Source organism: Nocardia jinanensis (assembly GCF_014645735.1).
GTDB lineage: Bacteria > Actinomycetota > Actinomycetes > Mycobacteriales > Mycobacteriaceae > Nocardia > Nocardia jinanensis.
On the sequence record NZ_BMMH01000008.1, the window covers coordinates 295,515 to 314,549 of the forward strand.

Annotated in this window: 21 protein-coding genes and 1 riboswitch; of the genes, 7 read left to right on the forward strand and 14 right to left on the reverse strand. The window is 66.4% G+C overall.

What is annotated here, in order from left to right; genetic code table 11:
• Positions 1–74: 74 nt before the first annotated feature.
• Positions 75–1,445, forward strand: a complete 1,371-nt coding sequence (gene radA / locus IEY68_RS20770; RefSeq protein ID WP_058853339.1) for a DNA repair protein RadA — start codon at positions 75–77, stop codon at positions 1,443–1,445.
• A gap of 6 nt (positions 1,446–1,451) precedes the next feature.
• On the opposite strand, the gene IEY68_RS20775 is transcribed toward radA, so the two are convergent.
• Together IEY68_RS20775 and IEY68_RS20780 are read right to left on the reverse strand one after the other, a co-directional pair.
• Complete coding sequence (locus IEY68_RS20775) at positions 1,452–2,120, reverse strand: RAD23 family protein (protein ID WP_058853340.1); 669 nt, start codon at positions 2,118–2,120, stop codon at positions 1,452–1,454.
• 72 nt (positions 2,121–2,192) lie between these two features.
• Positions 2,193–2,816 (reverse strand): carbonic anhydrase, encoded by a 624-nt coding sequence (locus IEY68_RS20780; RefSeq protein WP_058853450.1) that lies wholly within the window; start codon positions 2,814–2,816, stop codon positions 2,193–2,195.
• Between the two features lie 167 nt (positions 2,817–2,983).
• Between IEY68_RS20780 and IEY68_RS20785 the strand changes: the two genes are divergently transcribed.
• The gene (locus tag IEY68_RS20785) at positions 2,984–3,862 is read left to right on the forward strand and encodes an HhH-GPD family protein (RefSeq protein ID WP_373292994.1); all 879 of its coding nucleotides are present in this window, start codon (positions 2,984–2,986) and stop codon (positions 3,860–3,862) included.
• A gap of 10 nt (positions 3,863–3,872) precedes the next feature.
• On the opposite strand, the gene IEY68_RS20790 is transcribed toward IEY68_RS20785, so the two are convergent.
• The gene (locus IEY68_RS20790; protein ID WP_058853341.1) at positions 3,873–4,643 is read right to left on the reverse strand and encodes an alpha/beta fold hydrolase; all 771 of its coding nucleotides are present in this window, start codon (positions 4,641–4,643) and stop codon (positions 3,873–3,875) included.
• A 475-nt stretch (positions 4,644–5,118) separates the two neighbouring features.
• On the opposite strand from IEY68_RS20790, the gene mhuD reads away from it, so the two are divergent.
• From mhuD to IEY68_RS20810, 4 genes are all read left to right on the forward strand, one after another.
• Positions 5,119–5,433 (forward strand): mycobilin-forming heme oxygenase MhuD, encoded by a 315-nt coding sequence (gene mhuD / locus IEY68_RS20795; protein WP_058853342.1) that lies wholly within the window; start codon positions 5,119–5,121, stop codon positions 5,431–5,433.
• Positions 5,434–5,509: 76 nt separating this feature from the next.
• Positions 5,510–5,652: riboswitch (cobalamin riboswitch) on the forward strand.
• 36 nt (positions 5,653–5,688) lie between these two features.
• Positions 5,689–5,883 (forward strand): CbtB domain-containing protein, encoded by a 195-nt coding sequence (locus tag IEY68_RS20800; RefSeq protein ID WP_058853343.1) that lies wholly within the window; start codon positions 5,689–5,691, stop codon positions 5,881–5,883.
• Positions 5,874–6,662: a CbtA family protein gene (locus tag IEY68_RS20805; protein ID WP_058853344.1), complete on the forward strand. Its 789-nt coding sequence runs from the start codon at positions 5,874–5,876 to the stop codon at positions 6,660–6,662. The genes IEY68_RS20800 and IEY68_RS20805 overlap by 10 nt, the downstream gene beginning before the upstream one ends.
• Before the next feature lie 35 nt (positions 6,663–6,697).
• Positions 6,698–7,267 carry a hypothetical protein gene (locus IEY68_RS20810; RefSeq protein ID WP_156426026.1) on the forward strand — a complete coding sequence of 190 codons (570 nt, stop codon included), beginning with the start codon at positions 6,698–6,700 and terminating at the stop codon, positions 7,265–7,267.
• Here IEY68_RS20810 and IEY68_RS20815 read toward each other — a convergent pair.
• Positions 7,239–7,682, reverse strand: a complete 444-nt coding sequence (locus IEY68_RS20815) for an OsmC family peroxiredoxin (RefSeq protein WP_058853346.1) — start codon at positions 7,680–7,682, stop codon at positions 7,239–7,241. The two genes, IEY68_RS20810 and IEY68_RS20815, sit on opposite strands and share 29 nt — an antisense overlap.
• A 55-nt stretch (positions 7,683–7,737) precedes the next feature.
• Complete coding sequence (locus IEY68_RS20820; RefSeq protein WP_058853347.1) at positions 7,738–8,193, reverse strand: SRPBCC family protein; 456 nt, start codon at positions 8,191–8,193, stop codon at positions 7,738–7,740.
• A gap of 185 nt (positions 8,194–8,378) precedes the next feature.
• Between IEY68_RS20820 and IEY68_RS20825 the strand changes: the two genes are divergently transcribed.
• The gene (locus tag IEY68_RS20825; protein ID WP_058853348.1) at positions 8,379–9,491 is read left to right on the forward strand and encodes a sensor histidine kinase; all 1,113 of its coding nucleotides are present in this window, start codon (positions 8,379–8,381) and stop codon (positions 9,489–9,491) included.
• 10 nt (positions 9,492–9,501) lie between these two features.
• On the opposite strand, the gene IEY68_RS20830 is transcribed toward IEY68_RS20825, so the two are convergent.
• The 9 genes from IEY68_RS20830 to panD form a co-directional block, all read right to left on the reverse strand.
• Positions 9,502–10,152: a vWA domain-containing protein gene (locus IEY68_RS20830; RefSeq protein ID WP_156426027.1), complete on the reverse strand. Its 651-nt coding sequence runs from the start codon at positions 10,150–10,152 to the stop codon at positions 9,502–9,504.
• A 151-nt stretch (positions 10,153–10,303) separates the two neighbouring features.
• Complete coding sequence (locus tag IEY68_RS20835) at positions 10,304–12,859, reverse strand: ATP-dependent Clp protease ATP-binding subunit (RefSeq protein WP_058853349.1); 2,556 nt, start codon at positions 12,857–12,859, stop codon at positions 10,304–10,306.
• Positions 12,860–13,289: 430 nt separating this feature from the next.
• Positions 13,290–13,850 (reverse strand): FHA domain-containing protein, encoded by a 561-nt coding sequence (locus IEY68_RS20840; protein ID WP_082681128.1) that lies wholly within the window; start codon positions 13,848–13,850, stop codon positions 13,290–13,292.
• A gap of 317 nt (positions 13,851–14,167) precedes the next feature.
• On the reverse strand, positions 14,168–14,527 hold the full coding sequence (locus IEY68_RS20845) for a histone-like nucleoid-structuring protein Lsr2 (RefSeq protein ID WP_058853351.1): 360 nt from the start codon (positions 14,525–14,527) through the stop codon (positions 14,168–14,170).
• Between the two features lie 117 nt (positions 14,528–14,644).
• Complete coding sequence (gene lysS / locus IEY68_RS20850; protein WP_058853453.1) at positions 14,645–16,111, reverse strand: lysine--tRNA ligase; 1,467 nt, start codon at positions 16,109–16,111, stop codon at positions 14,645–14,647.
• A gap of 294 nt (positions 16,112–16,405) precedes the next feature.
• On the reverse strand, positions 16,406–16,828 hold the full coding sequence (locus IEY68_RS20855) for a rhodanese-like domain-containing protein (RefSeq protein ID WP_058853454.1): 423 nt from the start codon (positions 16,826–16,828) through the stop codon (positions 16,406–16,408).
• An 8-nt stretch (positions 16,829–16,836) separates the two neighbouring features.
• On the reverse strand, positions 16,837–17,463 hold the full coding sequence (locus IEY68_RS20860) for a cupin domain-containing protein (RefSeq protein WP_082681129.1): 627 nt from the start codon (positions 17,461–17,463) through the stop codon (positions 16,837–16,839).
• Positions 17,464–17,651: 188 nt separating this feature from the next.
• Complete coding sequence (locus tag IEY68_RS20865) at positions 17,652–18,446, reverse strand: type III pantothenate kinase (RefSeq protein ID WP_058853352.1); 795 nt, start codon at positions 18,444–18,446, stop codon at positions 17,652–17,654.
• Between the two features lie 17 nt (positions 18,447–18,463).
• On the reverse strand, positions 18,464–18,883 hold the full coding sequence (gene panD, locus IEY68_RS20870; protein WP_058853456.1) for an aspartate 1-decarboxylase: 420 nt from the start codon (positions 18,881–18,883) through the stop codon (positions 18,464–18,466).
• Between the last annotated feature and the right edge of the window lie 152 nt (positions 18,884–19,035).

Consider the following 19,035-nt stretch of genomic DNA (forward strand, 5'->3'; position numbering starts at 1 on the left):
GGCCCCGCCCCGCGGCGCCGAAGGCGCCGCAAATAAACACTGTCGGCCTTCGTGCGTAGGGTGCGCCTGTGGCAGTGACCAAGAACAAGGCCGTTTACCGGTGTTCCGAATGCGCGCACGAAGTCGCCAAATGGGTCGGTAAATGCCCCGGTTGCGGCTCCTGGGGCACCGTGGACGAGGCGATGCCGGTGGCTGCCGCAGCGGCGGGGCCGCCGCGTAAGGCGATGCTGCCGAGCATTGCCGCCGCGCCGATCTCCCGGATCGATTCCCAGACGACCACGGCGCGGTCGACCGGGGTTTCCGAGCTCGACCGGGTGCTGGGCGGTGGGATAGTCGCGGGGTCGGTGGTACTGCTGTCCGGGGAGCCCGGAGTGGGCAAATCGACATTGCTGCTCGAGGTGGCCCATCGGTGGGCACGGCAGCGTGACGAGCGGGCCCTCTATGTGACCGCGGAGGAATCGGCCGGTCAGGTGCGAATGCGTGCCGACCGGACGGGTGCGGTGCACGACCAGGTATATCTGGCCGCCGAGTCGGATCTGTCGGTGGTACTGGGACATGTCGATCAGGTGAAACCCACACTGCTGGTGGTCGACTCGGTTCAGACGATGCTGGCTGTCGATACCGACGGCGTGATCGGCGGTGTCACCCAGGTACGAGCGGTGACCGCGGCGTTGACATCGCTGGCGAAGGCGAGTGGGATCGCGGTACTGCTGGTGGGGCATGTCACCAAAGACGGTGCTGTCGCAGGGCCGCGCACGCTGGAACATCTGGTGGACGTGGTGTTGCAGTTCGAGGGCGACAAGAACACCACATTGCGGATGGTGCGCGGGATCAAGAACCGGTTCGGCAGCGCCGACGAAGTGGGTTGCTTCGAACTGCACGACGACGGAATCGCCTGTGTGACAGATCCTTCCGGGCTCTTTCTGCACCATCGGTCGGATTCGGTGCCCGGGACGGCGGTCACGGTCGCGATGGACGGGAAGCGGCCACTGGTCGGCGAGGTCCAGGGTCTCACCGTCGAAACGCAGGTGCCGGCGCCCCGGCGCGCCGTCAGTGGACTCGACTACAACCGGGTCTCCATGGTGCTGGCGGTACTACAGAGCCGGTGCGGGCTCTACGTCGGCAAGCAGGACGTGTACGCGGCCACCGTGGGCGGGATGCGGCTCACCGAGCCCGCCGCGGATCTCGCCATCGCGCTGGCGATCGCCAGCGCCGCCCGCGATACCGCACTGCCGCCCGGCTGGGTGATCCTCGGCGAGGTCGGATTGGCCGGGGAGGTCCGGCGGATCACCTCCACCACCCGCCGGCTCGCCGAGGCCGAACGGCTCGGGTTCACCACCGCGGTGGTTCCGCCCGGTACAGACGCGAAGGGCACACCCATGACCCTGCACGAGGCTCCCAGCCTGCGCAGTGCACTGCGGGTGGCCGGCCTGACGAAGAAGTGACTCCGGTCAGGCGATGTTGAAGGGTTCGGGCGCGCTGCGCACCGAACCCATCTGCGCCACCACGTTGTAGGCACCCGCGGGAACCTGGACCCGCTCCCCAGCGCATTCCGGCTGCGAGGTCGCAGCCGTCCAGGTGACCGTGAACGCAGCCTGTTCGCCGCGATCGAGAGTCCGGACATCCGGTTCGCCGTCGGGATAGCAGTCCGTGCTCGCCCAGAGCTGGCGCCCACCGTCGAGCGAGTGCACCGACACCCGTTGCAGGCCCGATCCCATATCCCGGCTGCACGGAGCGCCGGAGATATTGGTGATCACGATCCCGAACACCGGTTCCTCACCGACCTGATAGGTGGGCTGCCCCACCGAAACCTTGATCGCCAGTGACTGATCGGCGCATTGACCGGATGCCACCGGGGCGGGTTCGGTACTGCGGGTGCCGGAGGCCGTGGTGGACGCGCGCGTACTGCTCGCTGTGGTGGGCGCCGAGGCCGAACTCGGAACGGGTTCGGTGGTCTCGGACGGCGATACCGCCGCGGCGGCATCGGGCGAATCACCGCCGCGGGAGACGGTGACGACCAGCCAGATCACCACCGCGAGCGCGACCACGAGCGCTCCTATGGCGAACACACGACGCCGCCAGTAGATCTCCGGCGGTAACGGTCCTGTCGGTTCCAACACGTGTCAACGGTAAGCGCATCGGGCGGCGGCGGCCGTCAACGGCACACCCGAAGGTGAGGCGGAGCCGGGCGGTCAGACAGTCTCACCGATGTTGCCGACCACGCGATGTAGCTTCGCCCGGCCGTCGACCAGCTTGTAGGTGACGCAGGCGATCGCGCATTTACCGGCCGTCACCCGCTCGGACACGATCATCGATCGTTCCATCAACAGACTGCTGGTCTCCACCACATGGCGGGCCTCCAGCTCGTCCACGGACTCGAGCCCTTCACGGCGGCCGATCAGCATCGACGGCGTGACCTTCTCGACAATGCTGCGGATGAACCCGCCGGGCACTTCACCGCCGTCCAGCGCGTTCAGGGTCGCCCCGACCGCACCACAGCTGTCGTGCCCGAGCACCACGATCAGCGGGACATCGAGCACACCCACCCCGTATTCGATGGACCCCAGCACCGCCGCATCGATCACATGGCCCGCTGTACGCACGACGAACATATCGCCGAGACCCTGGTCGAAGATCAATTCCGCCGCGACTCGGGAATCCCCGCAGCCGAACAGCACGGCGGACGGATGCTGGCCGGCCACGAGCTTGGCTCGATCGGCGGCTCCCTGGCTAGGATGCAGCAGCGTGCCGTTCACGAAGCGCTCGTTTCCTTCGCGCAGCGACTTCCAGGCACTTACCGGGTTGGACTGAGGCATGGTGTCCATTCTGCACGATTCGAAGTGCCGGCTTGCTTCCGTCCCGTTACAGCGCGGCGTCGGTCCGCGCCGAACCGGTGAAACTGCACGGTGAGCTGAACGGAGCGGGTCGGGTGAGTAGCACGAGTGCCGGAAAACCGGATGTGGACGAGCGCCGCGCCGGTGTGATCGAACCCGGCGCGATCGACTCCGACACCCTGATCGACTGGTACGCCCGCACAGCCCGCGATCTGCCGTGGCGGCGTCCCGGAGTGAGCGCCTGGCAGATCCTCATGAGCGAGATCATGCTGCAGCAGACGCCCGTGTCACGAGTCGAACCGATCTGGCGCGAGTGGGTGCTGCGCTGGCCGGTGCCCTCGGCGATGGCGGCCGCGTCCGCGGGCGAGGTACTGCGGGCATGGGGCAAGCTCGGTTATCCGCGGCGCGCCCTGCGACTGCACGAATGCGCTCGGGTCCTGGCCGCCGAATACGGTGACGAAGTACCCGACGATGTCGAGGTGCTGCTCGGCTTGCCCGGTATCGGCGCGTACACCGCGCGCGCGGTCGCCTGTTTCGCCTACGGACAGCGAGTTCCGGTGGTGGACACCAATGTCCGCCGCGTCGTGGCGCGAGCCGTACACGGTTGCGGTGAGGCCGGTAATCCGGCGACGCGCGATCTGCGGGAGACCGAGGCTCTATTGCCCGCCCGCGTCGACCGGGCCGCGGTGTTCTCGGCAGCGCTGATGGAACTCGGCGCCACAGTGTGCACCGCGCGGACCCCGGACTGCACGCGCTGCCCGCTGCCGCGATGCGCGTGGGTCTCGGCGGGGCGGCCGGTCGCCGAATCGACGCGCCGGACCCAGAAGTACGAGGGCACCGATCGACAGGCGCGGGGTCGCCTGCTCGACGTGCTGCGGGCAGCGCACGCCCCGGTGGAACGGGTCCGGCTGGACCTCGCCTGGACCCGCGACCCCGGTCAGCGCGACCGCGCCCTGGATTCACTGCTGGTGGACGGGTTGATCGAGCAGACCGGCGACGGACGGTTCGCACTGGCCGGCGAGGGCTGAGAACCGCCGTTCAGACCTCGGCGGCGGACGCGGGGCCGGTCCGCAGGATCCGGCCGAGAAAACGTTCGACCTCGGCTCGGTAGTGGGCTGGCTGATCGTCGTGCACCAGGTGCCCGGCGGCGGGGACCAGGACGTGCTCGGCATCGGGATGCAGTTCGGCCATCCGCCGCATCTGCCCCGGAGGGGTGATCGTGTGTTCGCCCTCGAGCAGCAGAGTGGGCACGGTCAGTCGATCCCATTCCCGCCAGAACGCGCGAGTTCCCCATTCCTCCGAGATATCCCGGAACGTCGCCACTTCACCGTGTAACCGGTAGCCGTCCGAGCTCCGCTCGAACGAATTCCGGAAATAGCGTCCGGCGACCGGCCCGAAATACGCCATCAGTGCCGCCTCGTCCGGGAACGGCTGCGGCCAGCCCTCGACCATGGCGGCCCAGTGCGCGGCAGTACGCCCGGTGAAATCGGCCGCCATATCCTCGACCACCAGGCCGCGCACCCGGTTCGGATACGTCGCCGCGAAAACCCACCCGTGCAGGCCGCCCATCGAATGCCCGATCACGATCATCGGCTCGGAGATTCCCGCTGTGGCTCCGGCAAGATCGGCGACGAAGGCATCGGTGGTGAGGTCGGCCGGGGCCGGCCGCCCGTGGCCGGCGGCGTCGAAGGTGTACACCCGGCCGTGGTCGCGCAACCACAAGACCTGGTCCTGCCAGGTCCGGGCGCTACCCATCAACCCGTGCAGCAGCAGTATCGGAACCCCGCGCCCACCTTCGTCGTGCAACACCGGGCCGAGTGTATTCGCCCCATGTCATGCCCCTCCGCACATCGGTACCGGGAATTTCCCGGATGGTCGGCGGGACCCGGCGGCGCACAGCGACCACGCGCGCTTATGCCATCGGGAGAACGGCAACCATCGCACTGGAGCCGCCGACCTACCCACACATCACGTGGTCCAGGGCATAGGCGCGGAGGTCGCGGAGCCGCATGCGCAGCGCTTCGTCGGTGGTGCCCTCGATTCGATACCCACCTGTTTGCGCACCGCTGCGCCCGCCGTCGGCACCGACTATCCGAACACACTCCTCCCATACCTTCCTGCCACTCCGTATGGTCCACCTCCATCGGCGGGGCCCGCCCCGGTTCTGGAGCGACGTAGCGAAGGAGCGCAGCGACTGAGCGAAGGAGTGAAGAACCGGGGTTAACAGGGCCCCGCCCCGCCCCGCCGAAGGCGGGGCAAATAGATACAGTCCTAAGCTCGGGGTATGGCTGTTGTGAAGATCAATGCGATCGAGATCCCCGAGGGCGCGGGACCGGAGCTGGAGAAGCGGTTCGCCCACCGTGCGCACGCGGTCGAGAACTCCCCTGGGTTTCTCGGCTTCCAGTTGTTGCGGCCCACCGCCGGCGAGAACCGGTACTTCGTCGTCACCCAGTGGGATTCCGAGGAGTCTTTCGCTGCGTGGCGCGACGGCCCGGCCAAGGAGGCGCATGCCGGGCAGCAGAACAAACCTGTCGCCACCGGTGCCTCGCTGCTGGAATTCGAGGTCGTGCTCGATGTAGCCGGTAAGCCTGCCTCCTGATCGTGCCGGACCATCTGGCCACGCCACCGAACACGAGTGGCGTGGCCAGTGCTTATTCGCGGGCATATTGACGTCCGGCGACGGCTGGTGTCAAAGTTCGAGGTGAAAGCGGAGATGATGCGGTAATCCGGTGAGAACCCGGAGCGGTCGCGCCACTGTGATGTCCACGCCTCGCCGGGGTGGGCAGAGTCAGACACCGGCATCTGCGCAGAACTCGCGAACCGGACGCGAGCATCCGGATGAGGAGGATCGACCATGGCCATAGTCCACGTCCCGAGCAGGACCGCCGATACGTTGGTGACAGTGCTCGTCACCGTCGGTGTCGTATTGCTGGCCCTGCTGGCGCTGTATCTGGTCGGGTTCGACCAGGGCGCCGTTTCGCGCAGCGGAATGTTCATGCACGAACTGATGCACGACGGTCGCCATCTGCTGGGTGTTCCATGCCATTGAGCGGATCTTTCGGTGCTCTGCTGCTCCGTGGTCTGCTCGCCGGTTTGATCGCCGGTCTCCTCGCGGGTGTCGTCGGCAATTTCGTCGGTGAACCCAAGGTCGATGCTGCCATCGCCATCGAGGAGGCCGCGGCGCATTCGCCCGATTCCGGCGCCGGACATACGCATGCGGAAAGCACGGAACACACGCACGGAGACGAGGCCGTGGTGAGCAGGCCGTGGCAGAAATTCGGGCAGTTCCTGGCCAACGCCCTGGCCGGTATGGCTTTCGGGGCGATCGTCGCGACCGCGGCACATTACGTGCGGCGGTTCACCTCACTGCCCGGGCAGCGCCTGGTGCTGTGGCTCGGCCTGGCGGGCTGGGTCGCGGTGGTCGCGGTGCCGTTCTTCAAGTATCCGGCGAACCCACCGGCGGTGGGCGACCCGGAGACGATCAACGACCGCACCCTGCTGTGGGTGGCCGCGGTGGTGCTGGGTCTGGTGGCCGTCGCGGCCGGTGGTTACATCTGGAAAGCGATGCGAGCCCTGCCGGAATCCTTCCGGCTGGTCGCCGCGGTAGCGGGTTTCGTACTCGTCACCACGCTCGGTTATGTCCTGCTTCCCGGGGTGGACGAAGTGGGGGCCGATTTCCCCGCGACGCTGCTGTGGGAGTTCCGTGCCGCGTCGCTGGCCGTGTCCACCACGCTGTGGGTGGGCATCGGACTCGCGTTCGCCGCGCTCACCGAATGGAGTACTCGCCGCAGTACTCCGGTACGGGAGAACGCTGCTACAGCCGGGTGATCCCGGTCGCGGCCGCGGCCGGGCAGGGTCGGTGTATGAACGACACCGCACTCGACCGTCCGGACACATTCGCCGCGCGGCCCGCGGCCGTCACGACTGCCTTTGTCGCGCTCGTGGTGGCCGTGAGCTGCGGTATCGCCGAATCCATCGTCCGCAGCGTGAGCCTGCTCGATGACGACGCGGCCGGTATCGGCTCGCTCGCGAGCGGCTGGCTGCTCAGGACCGTGGTCTATGTCGTGGTGCTGGGTATCGCGTGGCGAATGCGGCGGGGCGACCGCTGGGCCCGGCTCCTACTCACCTTCGGGATCGGAGTGATCGGAACGGCATCGCTGGTGGTGGAGCCCATCGGCATGTTCGCCGCTTCGGGCTGGGAGCTGCTCGCCGATATCGGCGCTACCACCGTGCTCGTGGCGATCACCCGTATCGGACATCTCTGCGCGGTGTTCGTCGCGATACCCGCCATGTACACACCGGCCGCTCGTGCCTGGTTCCGAGCCGGTCGCGCCGCGGCGCCGGTCGGCTCGGTCAGCACCGCGCCGCGGGATCCCGGGCCCCGTGCGGGGCCCGGGACGCCGATCAGGATTCCAGGGCGGCGTCGAGCGTGATGTCGTCCACTCCGCTCAGTGCCTTGCTGACCGGGCAGCCCGCCTTGGCGGCGGCCGCGGCCGCGGCGAAACCGGCGTCATCGAGTCCGGATACCCGGCCGCGCACCGTCAGCTCGATGCGGCTGATGCGGAAACCGCCCGCCGGATCGGGGCCCAGGGTCACGGCAGCCGATACGTCGAGGCTCTGCGGCGTTCCGCCGGCCTGGGCGATCTCGTTGGACAGCGCCATCGCGTAACAGGACGAATGAGCCCCCGCGATCAGCTCCTCCGGGCTGGTGGTGCCGTCGGCGTCATCGGCCGCCCGCTTGGGGAAGGACACCTCGTACTTGCCGACTCCCGAGCTGACCAGCTCGACCTGGCCGGAGCCGTCCTGCAGACCACCGGTCCATGCGGTGCGCGCGGTACGTGTGGGCATCACGATCCTTTCGAAGACGATTCGTTGCGAGTCCGGTTCGAACCTACCCGTACCCTCAGCTCGTCGCAGCGGTTCGTTCGTCGAGACGGGCCAGTACCGCGGGCCAGGCCGCCCGATGCCTGTCGCGTACGGCTGCGTCGGCAAAACCGCTGTGCCGCAAACGCAACCGGATACCGCGGGGCTGTTTGACGAACTCCACCCGAACCAAGGTCTCGGCTCCCTCGGTACCTCCGGCACCGGTCACCCAGGTCATTTCGACGAGTCGCCCCGGTTCCAAGCGGACAATGCGACCGTAATGCGGCCGGATGATCCCCTCGTGCCGGGTCTCGAAATAGAACGGCTCGTTCACCTCTGGCCGCATCCGGACCGATGACGGCTCCGCGAACCAGATATCGAACCCTTGGGTCCACGCCAGATAGAGGAGATCGGGCGAAGCGGTCATCACCCGCTCCACGGTGAGTTCGTACGGCCGTGCGGACAGGTCCGGTACACGCACTTGCTGGTCGACCATCACTGGACCATACCCGCGTCGGGGCAGGTGCCGCCGCAGATGCGACGATCACGCGCCGCTGTCGATCGGCCCGTCCGGAACCGGCGTATCCGCTCCCGGAACATCATTGCGGCGCCGGGAATCCGGGTGTGCACCGACATCCGAGCGCAAAGGGCGAATAGGGTGGTGCAGGTGGAGAGTTCGCGATGACGAGCTGGCAGATGGTCGGGCTACTGAGTTGGCTGGCGCTGGCCGCGGCGTTGGTCGAAGTGCTGCGGCACCGCCGCATGCTCGGACAGGCCCGGCAGGCACTGGATGCCGCCGAGCGTACCGTCGCGCAGCAGCAGCGGGACCTCGAGGTGAGCGCGGAGCGCCTGCTGATCGCCCGCGAACTGCACGATGTGGTGGGACACAACCTGTCCCTGATCAATGTGCAGGCCGGGATGGCCCTTCAGCAGGTGGAGAACAAATCGACCAAAGCCGCCGGCACCGTGGCCGAGATCAAATCGACCAGCCGCAACGCGCTCGAGGACGTACAGGCTCTCCGCCACGCTATACAGGCTGTGGATCCGGCACCCGGACCACCCGCACGAACTCCCGGAGACCGCCCCGCGGACGACCGCGATACGAGGCCGTCGGAGAGCGAGAAGCGTTCCCGGCGAGGCGGTTTCGGTCGGCGCGAACGGCCGGGCGCCGATCGTTCGCCCCGGAACCCGGGAAACGCGGGCCGCCCACCGGCCGCCCCGGTCGCGCCGGGCCCACCACCCCGGGAACCCGATCCCACCATGTCCGACCTGGACGAACTCCTGCGCAAACCCCGGCTGGCGGGACTGACAGTGCACACCAGGGTCCTGGGGACCCCCGATTCCCTGCCCGCGGCGATCGACGACGCCGCGACCCAGATCGTGCAGGAATCCCTGGCCAATGTCGTACGTCATGCCCCCGGCGCCGAAGCCACCGTGACCGTGCGCTACACCGCTGATTCCGTCGATCTCACCGTCGACAACACCCGCCCCGCCGGCCGACCCGAACACGCCGGGCCCACCCGCGGTATGGGGATCATCACCATGCGCGAACGCACACACGCCCTCGGCGGCGCGCTGACCGCCGGCCCCAAGCCCAGCGGTGGTTACCGGGTGGCGGCGCGGCTACCGAGCCGTCCGCTCCGGATAGCGATCGACCCCGACGCCCGGCCACGCGCCCGTAAAGGACCCGCGGACAGCAGTTCTCGCGAATCGACGGCCCCGGTCGCGGTGACCTCCGAGCCACGCCGGACCGCGCCCGGCCGGGACAGGACCGATCCCGGCACATCGGAGTGAGTCCGCGGTTTCAGCCCGGGTTCGCGTCGCGCCGCTCCTCATCGGTGAATCCCGCGGCCCGGGCCGAACCGGGCGCACCGGACGGCGCCTGCAGACGGCGTGAATAGGCACCGGCCGCCCGGAAGACCCCCGCGACGCCGGCCGGCGCCGCTCCGTAGGTGATGGATTGCTGCGGCGCGAAACCGAGCCCGCTACCGATCGCGACGGCGTCCATATTGGCACCGAGGAACAGGAAGTCCCAGCTGTACACGTTCTGCTGTTGTTCGATCAGCGAGCGCACGGCGGCATGTGTCCATTCACGGCTGGAATTCTCGTGGCCGTCGGTGAGCACGACCACGAGCACCGTGCCGGGTCGCTCGTTCTCCGGGCGGGCGGCCAGGTCGGCGCCGAGATCGGTGACGAGTTTGCCGATGGCGTCGTAGAGCGCGGTAGCGCCGCGTGGCTGCAGAACCGGCGGTGGAACCTCATCGATCGGGACGTCCGAGTACACACATTCGTACTCGGTGTCGAACTGTGCGAGGGTGACCCGTACTGCGTTCTCGACCTTGCGCTGTTCCTCGAAATACGCGGCCAGGCCGCCCTCGGTATCCGATTTGATGGTCTGCATGGAGCCGGAACGGTCGAGCAGGACGGCAATCGTGGTCAGATCCGGATTCGTCATGGTGATACCCCCGATTCGTATCGAATGAACATCACCACCGTACTCGTGCCCACCGACCGCATACCCCTTATGACCGGCGCAAACAGCGCCCGCACACAAAAAGGCCTGCCCACCGGCGCGATACCGGTGGGCAGGCCCTCTACTGTGTTGTCTACTCGCCCGAAGCGGCCTCGGCCGAACCCTCGGACGCGCCGGTCAGCACGACCTCCGGCTTCTTCTCACCGTCGTCCTTGGTGAGCTTGGCCTTCGGGGTGAAGGTGAACTTGGCGTCCTCGCCGGAGCCTTCACCATCCCAGCCCTCGACATCCACCACCACGACCTGGCCCGCACCGATCTCGCCGAAGAGGATCTTCTCCGACAGCTGGTCCTCGATCTCGCGCTGGATGGTGCGGCGCAGCGGCCGGGCACCGAGCACGGGGTCGAAACCACGCTTGGCCAGCAGGCTCTTGGCGGTATCGCTGAGCTCCATCGCCATATCCTTGTTCTTCAACTGCACGCCGACCCGGTTGATCATCAGGTCCACCATCTCCACGATCTGATCCGTGGTGAGCTGGTGGAAGACGATCACATCGTCGATACGGTTGAGGAACTCCGGCCGGAAATGCTTCTTCAGCTCGTCGTTGACCTTGAGCTTCATCCGCTCGTAGTTCGAGCCCTCGGCGTTGCTCTGGGTGAAGCCCAGACCCACGGCCTTCGAGATATCGGAGGTCCCGAGGTTCGAGGTGAAGATCAGCACCGTGTTCTTGAAGTCCACGGTCCGGCCCTGGCCATCGGTGAGGCGGCCGTCTTCGAGGACCTGCAACAGGGTGTTGTAGATCTCCTGGTGGGCCTTCTCGATCTCGTCGAACAGCACGACCGAGAACGGCTTGCGGCGCACCTTCTCGGTGAGCTGGCCGCCCTCTTCGTAGCCGACGTAGCCCGGAGGGGCACCGAACAGCCGCGAAGCGGTGAAGCGGTCGTGGAACTCGCCCATATCGATCTGGATGAGCGCATCGTCGTCGCCGAACAGGAAGTTCGCCAGCGCCTTGGACAGCTCGGTCTTACCGACACCGGACGGACCGGCGAAGATGAACGAACCGGACGGACGCTTCGGATCCTTCAGGCCGGCACGGGTACGGCGGATGGCCTTCGAGACCGCCCTGACGGCGTCCTCCTGGCCGATGATCCGCTTGTGCAGCTCGTCCTCCATACGGAGCAGACGGGTGGTCTCCTCCTCGGTGAGCTTGAACACGGGGATACCGGTCCAGTTGGCCAGTACCTCGGCGATCTGCTCGTCGTCGACCTCGGCCACGACATCCAGATCACCCGAACGCCACTGCTTCTCGCGCTCGGCCCGCTTGGCGACGAGCTGCTTCTCCTTGTCGCGCAGCCGCGCGGCCTTCTCGAAGTCCTGCGCGTCGATCGCCGATTCCTTCTCCCGGCGCGCATCGGCGATCTTGTCGTCGAATTCACGCAGGTCCGGCGGGGCGGTCATCCGGCGGATACGCATCCGGGCGCCGGCCTCGTCGATCAGGTCGATCGCCTTGTCCGGCAGGAACCGGTCGTTGATGTAGCGGTCGGCCAGGGTGGCGGCTGCGACCAGGGCACCGTCGGTGATGGACACCCGGTGGTGCGCCTCGTAGCGGTCGCGCAGACCCTTGAGGATATTGATGGTGTGCTCGACGGTCGGCTCGCCCACCTGGACCGGCTGGAACCGGCGTTCCAGAGCGGCGTCCTTCTCGATGTACTTGCGATACTCGTCGAGGGTGGTGGCACCGATGGTCTGCAGCTCACCGCGGGCCAGTTTCGGCTTCAGGATCGAGGCCGCGTCGATGGCGCCCTCGGCGGCACCCGCACCGACCAGCGTGTGCAGCTCGTCGATGAACAGGATGATGTCGCCACGGGTGTTGATCTCCTTGAGCACCTTCTTCAGGCGCTCTTCGAAATCACCGCGGTAGCGGCTGCCCGCGACCAGAGAACCCAGGTCGAGGGTGTAGAGCTGCTTGTCCTTGAGCGTCTCCGGGACCTCACCGTTGACGATGGCCTGGGCCAGGCCCTCGACCACGGCGGTCTTACCGACACCGGGCTCGCCGATCAGGACAGGGTTGTTCTTGGTACGGCGGCTCAGCACCTGCATGACCCGCTCGATCTCTTTCGAGCGGCCGATGACGGGGTCGAGTTTGCCTTCCAGCGCGGCCTGGGTGAGGTTACGGCCGAATTGATCGAGCACCAGCGAAGTCGACGGGGTGCCGGTTTCGCCACGGGCGCCGGATTCCACCGGTTCCTTGCCCTGGTACCCGGACAGCAGCTGGATGACCTGCTGACGGACCCGGTTGAGGTCGGCGCCGAGCTTGACCAGCACCTGCGCCGCGACACCCTCGCCCTCGCGGATCAGGCCGAGCAGAATGTGCTCGGTGCCGATGTAGTTGTGGCCGAGCTGCAGCGCCTCGCGCAGGCTCAGCTCCAGCACCTTCTTGGCCCGGGGGGTGAACGGAATATGACCGGACGGAGCCTGCTGGCCCTGGCCGATGATCTCTTCGACCTGGCTGCGCACGCCCTCCAGCGAGATGCCGAGCGACTCCAGCGACTTGGCCGCGACGCCCTCACCCTCGTGGATCAGCCCCAGCAGGATGTGCTCGGTGCCGATGTAGTTGTGGTTGAGCATCCGGGCCTCTTCTTGGGCCAGGACGACGACACGCCTTGCGCGGTCGGTGAACCTCTCGAACATCGCTCCCTCACTCTCCTGCTCCGGACTCTATGGCCGGCTGACGCCGTGGTGTGTCGTGGACAACCGTCGACCTCAGCCTGCCATGTAGGCCAGGGGTTGCGGCCCCCGCCTCCCACTCTAGTTGGCAGGGGATTACGCCGCCGCCGCTCCACCCTATTGATGTGGACCCGTCGGCAGGGCTATTCACTCATAACGCCCTTACCCGCCGATTGGTTTCCCACTCCGGTTTTGCCCAGAGCGAACAGAACGACTCCCACAGCTGGGGAGGCCGGAGCCGGCGGTACGCCGAGGCCCGGAGCCCACCGCTACCTGTCCCGAGGGCACCTGGTGCACATATATGGCCGGGAGCGAAGGCGAAGGCCCACAATCAACCGTCAGCTACCCCCGAGGGCCGGCCCGTGGACGCGTACGGAGCGAAGCGGAGGTGGACCTACAGGTCGCGGTCTGTGATGAGTCCGCTGCGCATGGCCAGCGCGGCGAGCCGGACCCGCTTCTGGTTCTGCGGCAGATCCTCGACGCCGAACTTGGCGAACAGGGCGCGCAGATGGGTCTTGACGGCATCCACGCTCAGATACAGTTCGGCGGCGATCTGCTGGTTGGTGGCCGGGGCGGCGAAACCCGCGTCCCCTTTGTAGGGGCGGCACAGCGCGACGAGCACCCCGCGCTGCGCCTCGGTCAGCGAGCGGACGGTCGGGATACTGGCGCCGGAGGCGCGGGTGGCATCGTCGGCGACACCGTTGAAATCGTGGAAGGACACCAGTGAGGTGCCGACTCGGATCCGGTCACCGGGCATCAGCCGACGGCGGCCGCTGATCCGTTCACCGTTGACGAACGTGCCGTTGCGGGAAAGGCCGTCGTCCACAATGGTCCAGTGTGCGGCGAGGTATTCCACCGCGGCGTGCAGTCGCGAGACCTCGGCGTCCCAGCGCAACGACAGGTCGGCACCCGCGGAGCGGCCGATGGTGATCCGCTGCCGATCGGGACTCAACATCACTTCGCGCCTACGGCCTTCGTCATCGGTGTATCGAAGGAAAGAACCGACGGATCCGGTCACTGCGCCGATACCTCACCTCTCCATATCGGCAGCCACTGCCGAACACTGCGGACCTCTTGCACTACGGCACACGACGGGCCCGGACGATCCCATCCATGGTGCCGGGCAGTCGGCCACTCGAGCAAGATGGAACCCCGCCGGGCGCAGTGACCCCGGCGATCGACGCCGGGGCCAGCGGTAATTCCTAATAGCTATCGAGAAGACCAGCCGTCGTCGCGTTCTGCGAATATTCGCACGCGCGACGGTCGAAAGAACTAACCCTTCGATGCCTTGTTGTACGCGTCGGTGATATCGGCGGAGATACGCCCCCGCGCGGAAACCTTGTGACCATTCCGGCGTGCCCACTCACGAATGGCCGCGCTTTGTTCGCGATCCATGGTGGCGCGGGCCTTGGTACTACCGGCGGCCGCGACCGCGGACTTCACCCGGCGCCGACCACTCACCCGGCGGGCACTGGTAACCCACTGCTCCAACTCGTCCCGAAGCTTCGCCGCATTCGTCGACGACAGGTCGATCTCGTACGACACCCCATCGACTGCAAACTCGATGGTCTCGTCCGCGATGGACTCACCGTCGACATCGTCGATCAGGCTAACGGTGACCTTCTTTGCCATGAGATGAACGTCCTCTCGAAATCGTGCGGCCCGTAAAATCAGGCCGATTACCCGAGGCAAGAATACCCCGAATTCGGAAAATTCCAAGACGAGCGGCTTGCTATGCAAACCGTTCGCTCAACGGCCGATCGGCCGCACTATTGGGAACAGTATCGTTTCCCGGATTCCCAATCCGGTGAGCGCCATCAACAACCTATCGATTCCCATACCGGTTCCGGTTGTCGGCGGCATCCCGTGTTCCATGGCGGCCAAGAAGTCTTCGTCGAGCACCATTGCCTCGTCATCGCCGGCCGCGGCGAGACGCGCCTGATCGATGAACCGCTCGCGCTGGATCACCGGATCCACCAACTCCGAATAGCCGGTGGCCAACTCGAAGCCGCGGACATACAGATCCCACTTCTCGGTGACACCGGCGCGCGACCGATGCTGCCTGGTCAGCGGGGAAGTCTCGACCGGGAAATCGCGGACGAAAGTCGGCACGTACAGCTTGTCGCCGTAGGTGTGCTCCCAGAGTTCCTCCACCAGTTTCCCGTGGCCGTAGCCCTTCCCCTCCGGAATTTCCAGACCGACCCGATCTGCTAGCTCGAGCAATTCCGGAACAGTTGTTTCCGGGGTGACCTCCACCCCCGTCGACTCGGACAACGACGGATACATCTCGACCGTTGTCCACTCTCCGCTCAAGTCGTATTCCGAACCATCGGCGAGGGTGACGACCTGAGTTCCCAGCGCTTCCTGTGCGACTTCCTGGATCAATTCCCGGGTCATGCGCGCCGAGTCGTCGTAGGTGCCGTACGCCTGATAAGTTTCGAGCATCGCGAACTCGGGCGAATGGGTTGAATCGGCACCTTCGTTACGGAAGTTGCGATTGATCTCGAAGACCCGCTCGAGCCCTCCGACCACGCAGCGTTTCAGAAACAACTCCGGGGCAATGCGCAGGTAGAGATCCATATCGAGCGCATTGGAGTGCGTGCGGAAGGGCCGTGCGGCCGCACCCCCGTGCAGGGTCTGCAACATAGGCGTCTCGACTTCGAGAAAATCACGCAGCTCCAGCGCATTGCGCAGCGCGCGCACTACCGCCACTCGGGTACGAGCGGTCTCACGGGCCTCCGGGCGCACAATCAGATCGACATAGCGCTGTCGGACCCGCGCTTCCTCGCCCATCTCCTTGTGTGCGACGGGTAGCGGACGCAACGCCTTGGCCGCCATGGACCACGAATCGGCCATGACACTCAATTCACCCGTACGCGACGAGATGACCTCGCCGTGCACGAAAACCATATCGCCGAGATCCACATCGGCCTTCCAGGCCGCCAGCGCGTCCGCACCGACACCGTTCAGACTCACCATGGCCTGCAAAGTGGTGCCGTCGCCCTCCTGTAACTGAGCGAAGCACAATTTGCCGGTATTCCGCATGAAGATGACCCGGCCGGCCACACCGACCAGTTCACCGGTCGCGGTATCGGCCGCGAGATCCGGATAGGTGGCACGGATTTCGGCCAGACTATGGGTACGCGGCACCGAAACGGGATAGGCCTCCCCGCCCGACTCGAGCAGCCGCTCCCGCTTCTCCCGGCGGATCCGCATCTGCTCGGGGACGTCGTCGACCTCCACGGAGCGGCTGGATCGCCCCGCGGGAACAACGCCCGCGGAGCCGCCGGATGACGAGATGTTCGGGTTGCTCACAGCGAACCACCCTAGCGTGCACGGCAAATCGATTCGTCAGCCGCCTGCCCCAACGGTGCGATAAGGAATCGTCGACAGAAGGCACAGCGGACCGCCCCGGGAAAATAGACCATTTGGTTGCTTGGAATTTTCCCGGGGAACCGGCACACGGTGGAAATGCATTGTCGTCCGGTCGCATTCGGCCGGAACGAGAATTCAGAGGACGGCGAGCGAACGAACTTCCCTGGTGAAGTGTGCGGCGCCGGTGGCCACCGATCGCATACCGGACGCTTCCAGTGCCTTATATCCGCCGACCAGATCGGTCGCCCGGTGCAGACCCAATTGGCGCAACGACGCCGCGGCCAGGCTGGAGGTGTAACCCTCCGAGCACACCACTATCCATTCGACGTCGTGATCCGCGGCCAGCGCCAGGCGGGCCGAACTGGTGGGATCGAGCCTCCACTCGAGTACATTCCGTTCGATGACCAGAGCCCCGGGCAGCGCCCCCTCCCTGGCCCGCTGGGCCGCGGGCCGGATATCGACCAGGAACGCGCCCCGGGCGAGCGCGGCGGGCAATTCCACGGGGTGGAGCCGCCGCAACTGGGAACGGGCCTGGTCGAGCATCTGATCAATGGTCAGTCGCGACATCAGAGATCACCTTCGGGCTGGTCGGTGAGAACGGTGTGGGTGCGCCGCAGGCTGCCGTGCCCGGTCACTTCGTAATAGGACATTGCGGTGAGTGGCGGTGAGTAGGCGTGCACGCTGAGGGTGGGATCGAGCGGTCCGGTGCCGGAGGGGCCCGATACCGCGATCCGGTCGGGGGCTCGCACGACATCGTGCACCCAGCCGATCGGGAAGGCCGCCTGATCGCCGGCGGACAACACCCGGTGGCGCAGTTCGGTACCGTTCCAGCGATATTCGGCGAGACCACCACTGAGCACGGTGAGCGCGCCGAGCGAACCGGCGTGATCGTGCAGCTTCGTGGATTTGTCCGGGGTCCAGCTGATCAGCCAGACATCGACCTCGTCGTCGGAGACGAGCCGGGTGGCCCAGCGGTCCACCGCCGGCCACGCACCGTCCGCGGGAAGCAGATGGTCGTACCGGCCGGCGAGCACATCCTCCCCGGTCTCATCGGTCAGGCGAAGCAGATCCGCCGGCCGCAACCGAGTCGGCAGCGCCGGGGCGATCGGACGATCCGGAATCGGATCAGCGGCCGCGGCGGAAGTATCACGAGCCGACCGGCGGACTACGGATGAGAGAACAGGCGAATGCATCAGCGCATCTCCAGGAAGTCGAGAAACGGTCGAGGACTGCAGAATGCCTCGAACGATCGAGGCGAATCAGCCTCGACAACACTCCTGGGTACGCATGCGGATCAGCACACGGGAAGCTTAGCAAGCCGCCGACGCCACGGCCACATTCGACTCAGCGGAATATGTCACAGCCGGGCTCGTCCAGGGAATCACCCCCGGTTGCGGCGCTGGTTCCGTTCGAAGACCAGCCGCAATCCGGTGATCGTGAGATGCGGTTCGTGGTGCTCGACGGTCTCGGACTCACCCACGATCAGCGGTGCGGCCGCACCGGTCGCCACCACCGCGACCCCCTCGTCGGCGAAACCGTCGATATCGTCGCGGATCCGATCCACCAGACCGTCCACCAGACCGGCGAAGCCGAAGATCGCCCCGGACTGGATACATTCGACGCTGTTCTTGCCCACCACCGATCGGGGCCGGGCCAACTCCACCCGGCGCAACGCGGCCCGTTCGATCAGGGCCTCGGTCGCGGTCTCCACCCCCGGCGCGATCACCCCGCCGAGGAACTCCCCCTTCGCCGATACGAGATCGACGCAGATCGAAACACCGAAATCGACCACGATCGCGGCGCCACCGAACTGATGATGGGCGGCGAGACTGTTCACGATCCGGTCGGCGCCGACCTCTTTCGGATTGTCCACCAACAGTGGAATTCCGGTCCGGACCCCGGGCTCCACCAGCAGATGCGGTACATGCTGCCAATACCGGTCCAGCATCGACCGCAGCTCGCGCAGCACCGGCGGCATGGTCGACAGACCCACCACCCCGGTCACCGCGTCGAGATCGGAGCCCACCAGCCCGCGCAGACTCATCGCGAACTCGTCAGCGGTATGCAACGGATTCGTGTGGATCCGCCAGTGCCGGACCAATTCGGACTGTGGCCCGGAGCCCGCGATCAACCCGACAACCGTGCTGGTCGTCCGGACGTCGATGGTCAGGAGCATGCGGTCACCGCCGCCGCTCAGGCGAAGGTGAGATTGCGAGGGCTGATCAGATCCGAGCCCTCGGGCGCATGCGCCGGATCAGAACCCAGCTCGACCGGCCGGTTCCGGGCATCGACGAATACGACCTTCGGGTCGTACTCGCGCAGCTCGACCTCATCCATCATGCCGTAAGCGATGAGAATGACCAGATCACCAGGATTGACCAGATGAGCGGCGGCACCGTTGATACCGATCACACCGGAACCGCGTTCGCCCGCGATCACATAGGTCTCGAGGCGGGCGCCGTTATCGATATCGACGATGCAGACCTGCTCACCCTCGAGCAGATCGGCGGCATCGAGAAGATCCTGATCAATGGTCACCGAACCGACATAGTGCAGGTCGGCATGGGTCACGGTAGCCCGGTGAATCTTCGATTTCATCATGGTGCGCAACATCATCGTCGCCTTTCTGTGTTTATTTGCCCCGCCTTCGGCGGGGCGGGGCGGGGCCCTATTAACCCCGGTTCTTCACTCCTTCGCTCAGTCGCTGCGCTCCTTCGCTACGTCGCTCCAGAACCGGGGCGGGCCCCGCCCACTGAGGTAAACCA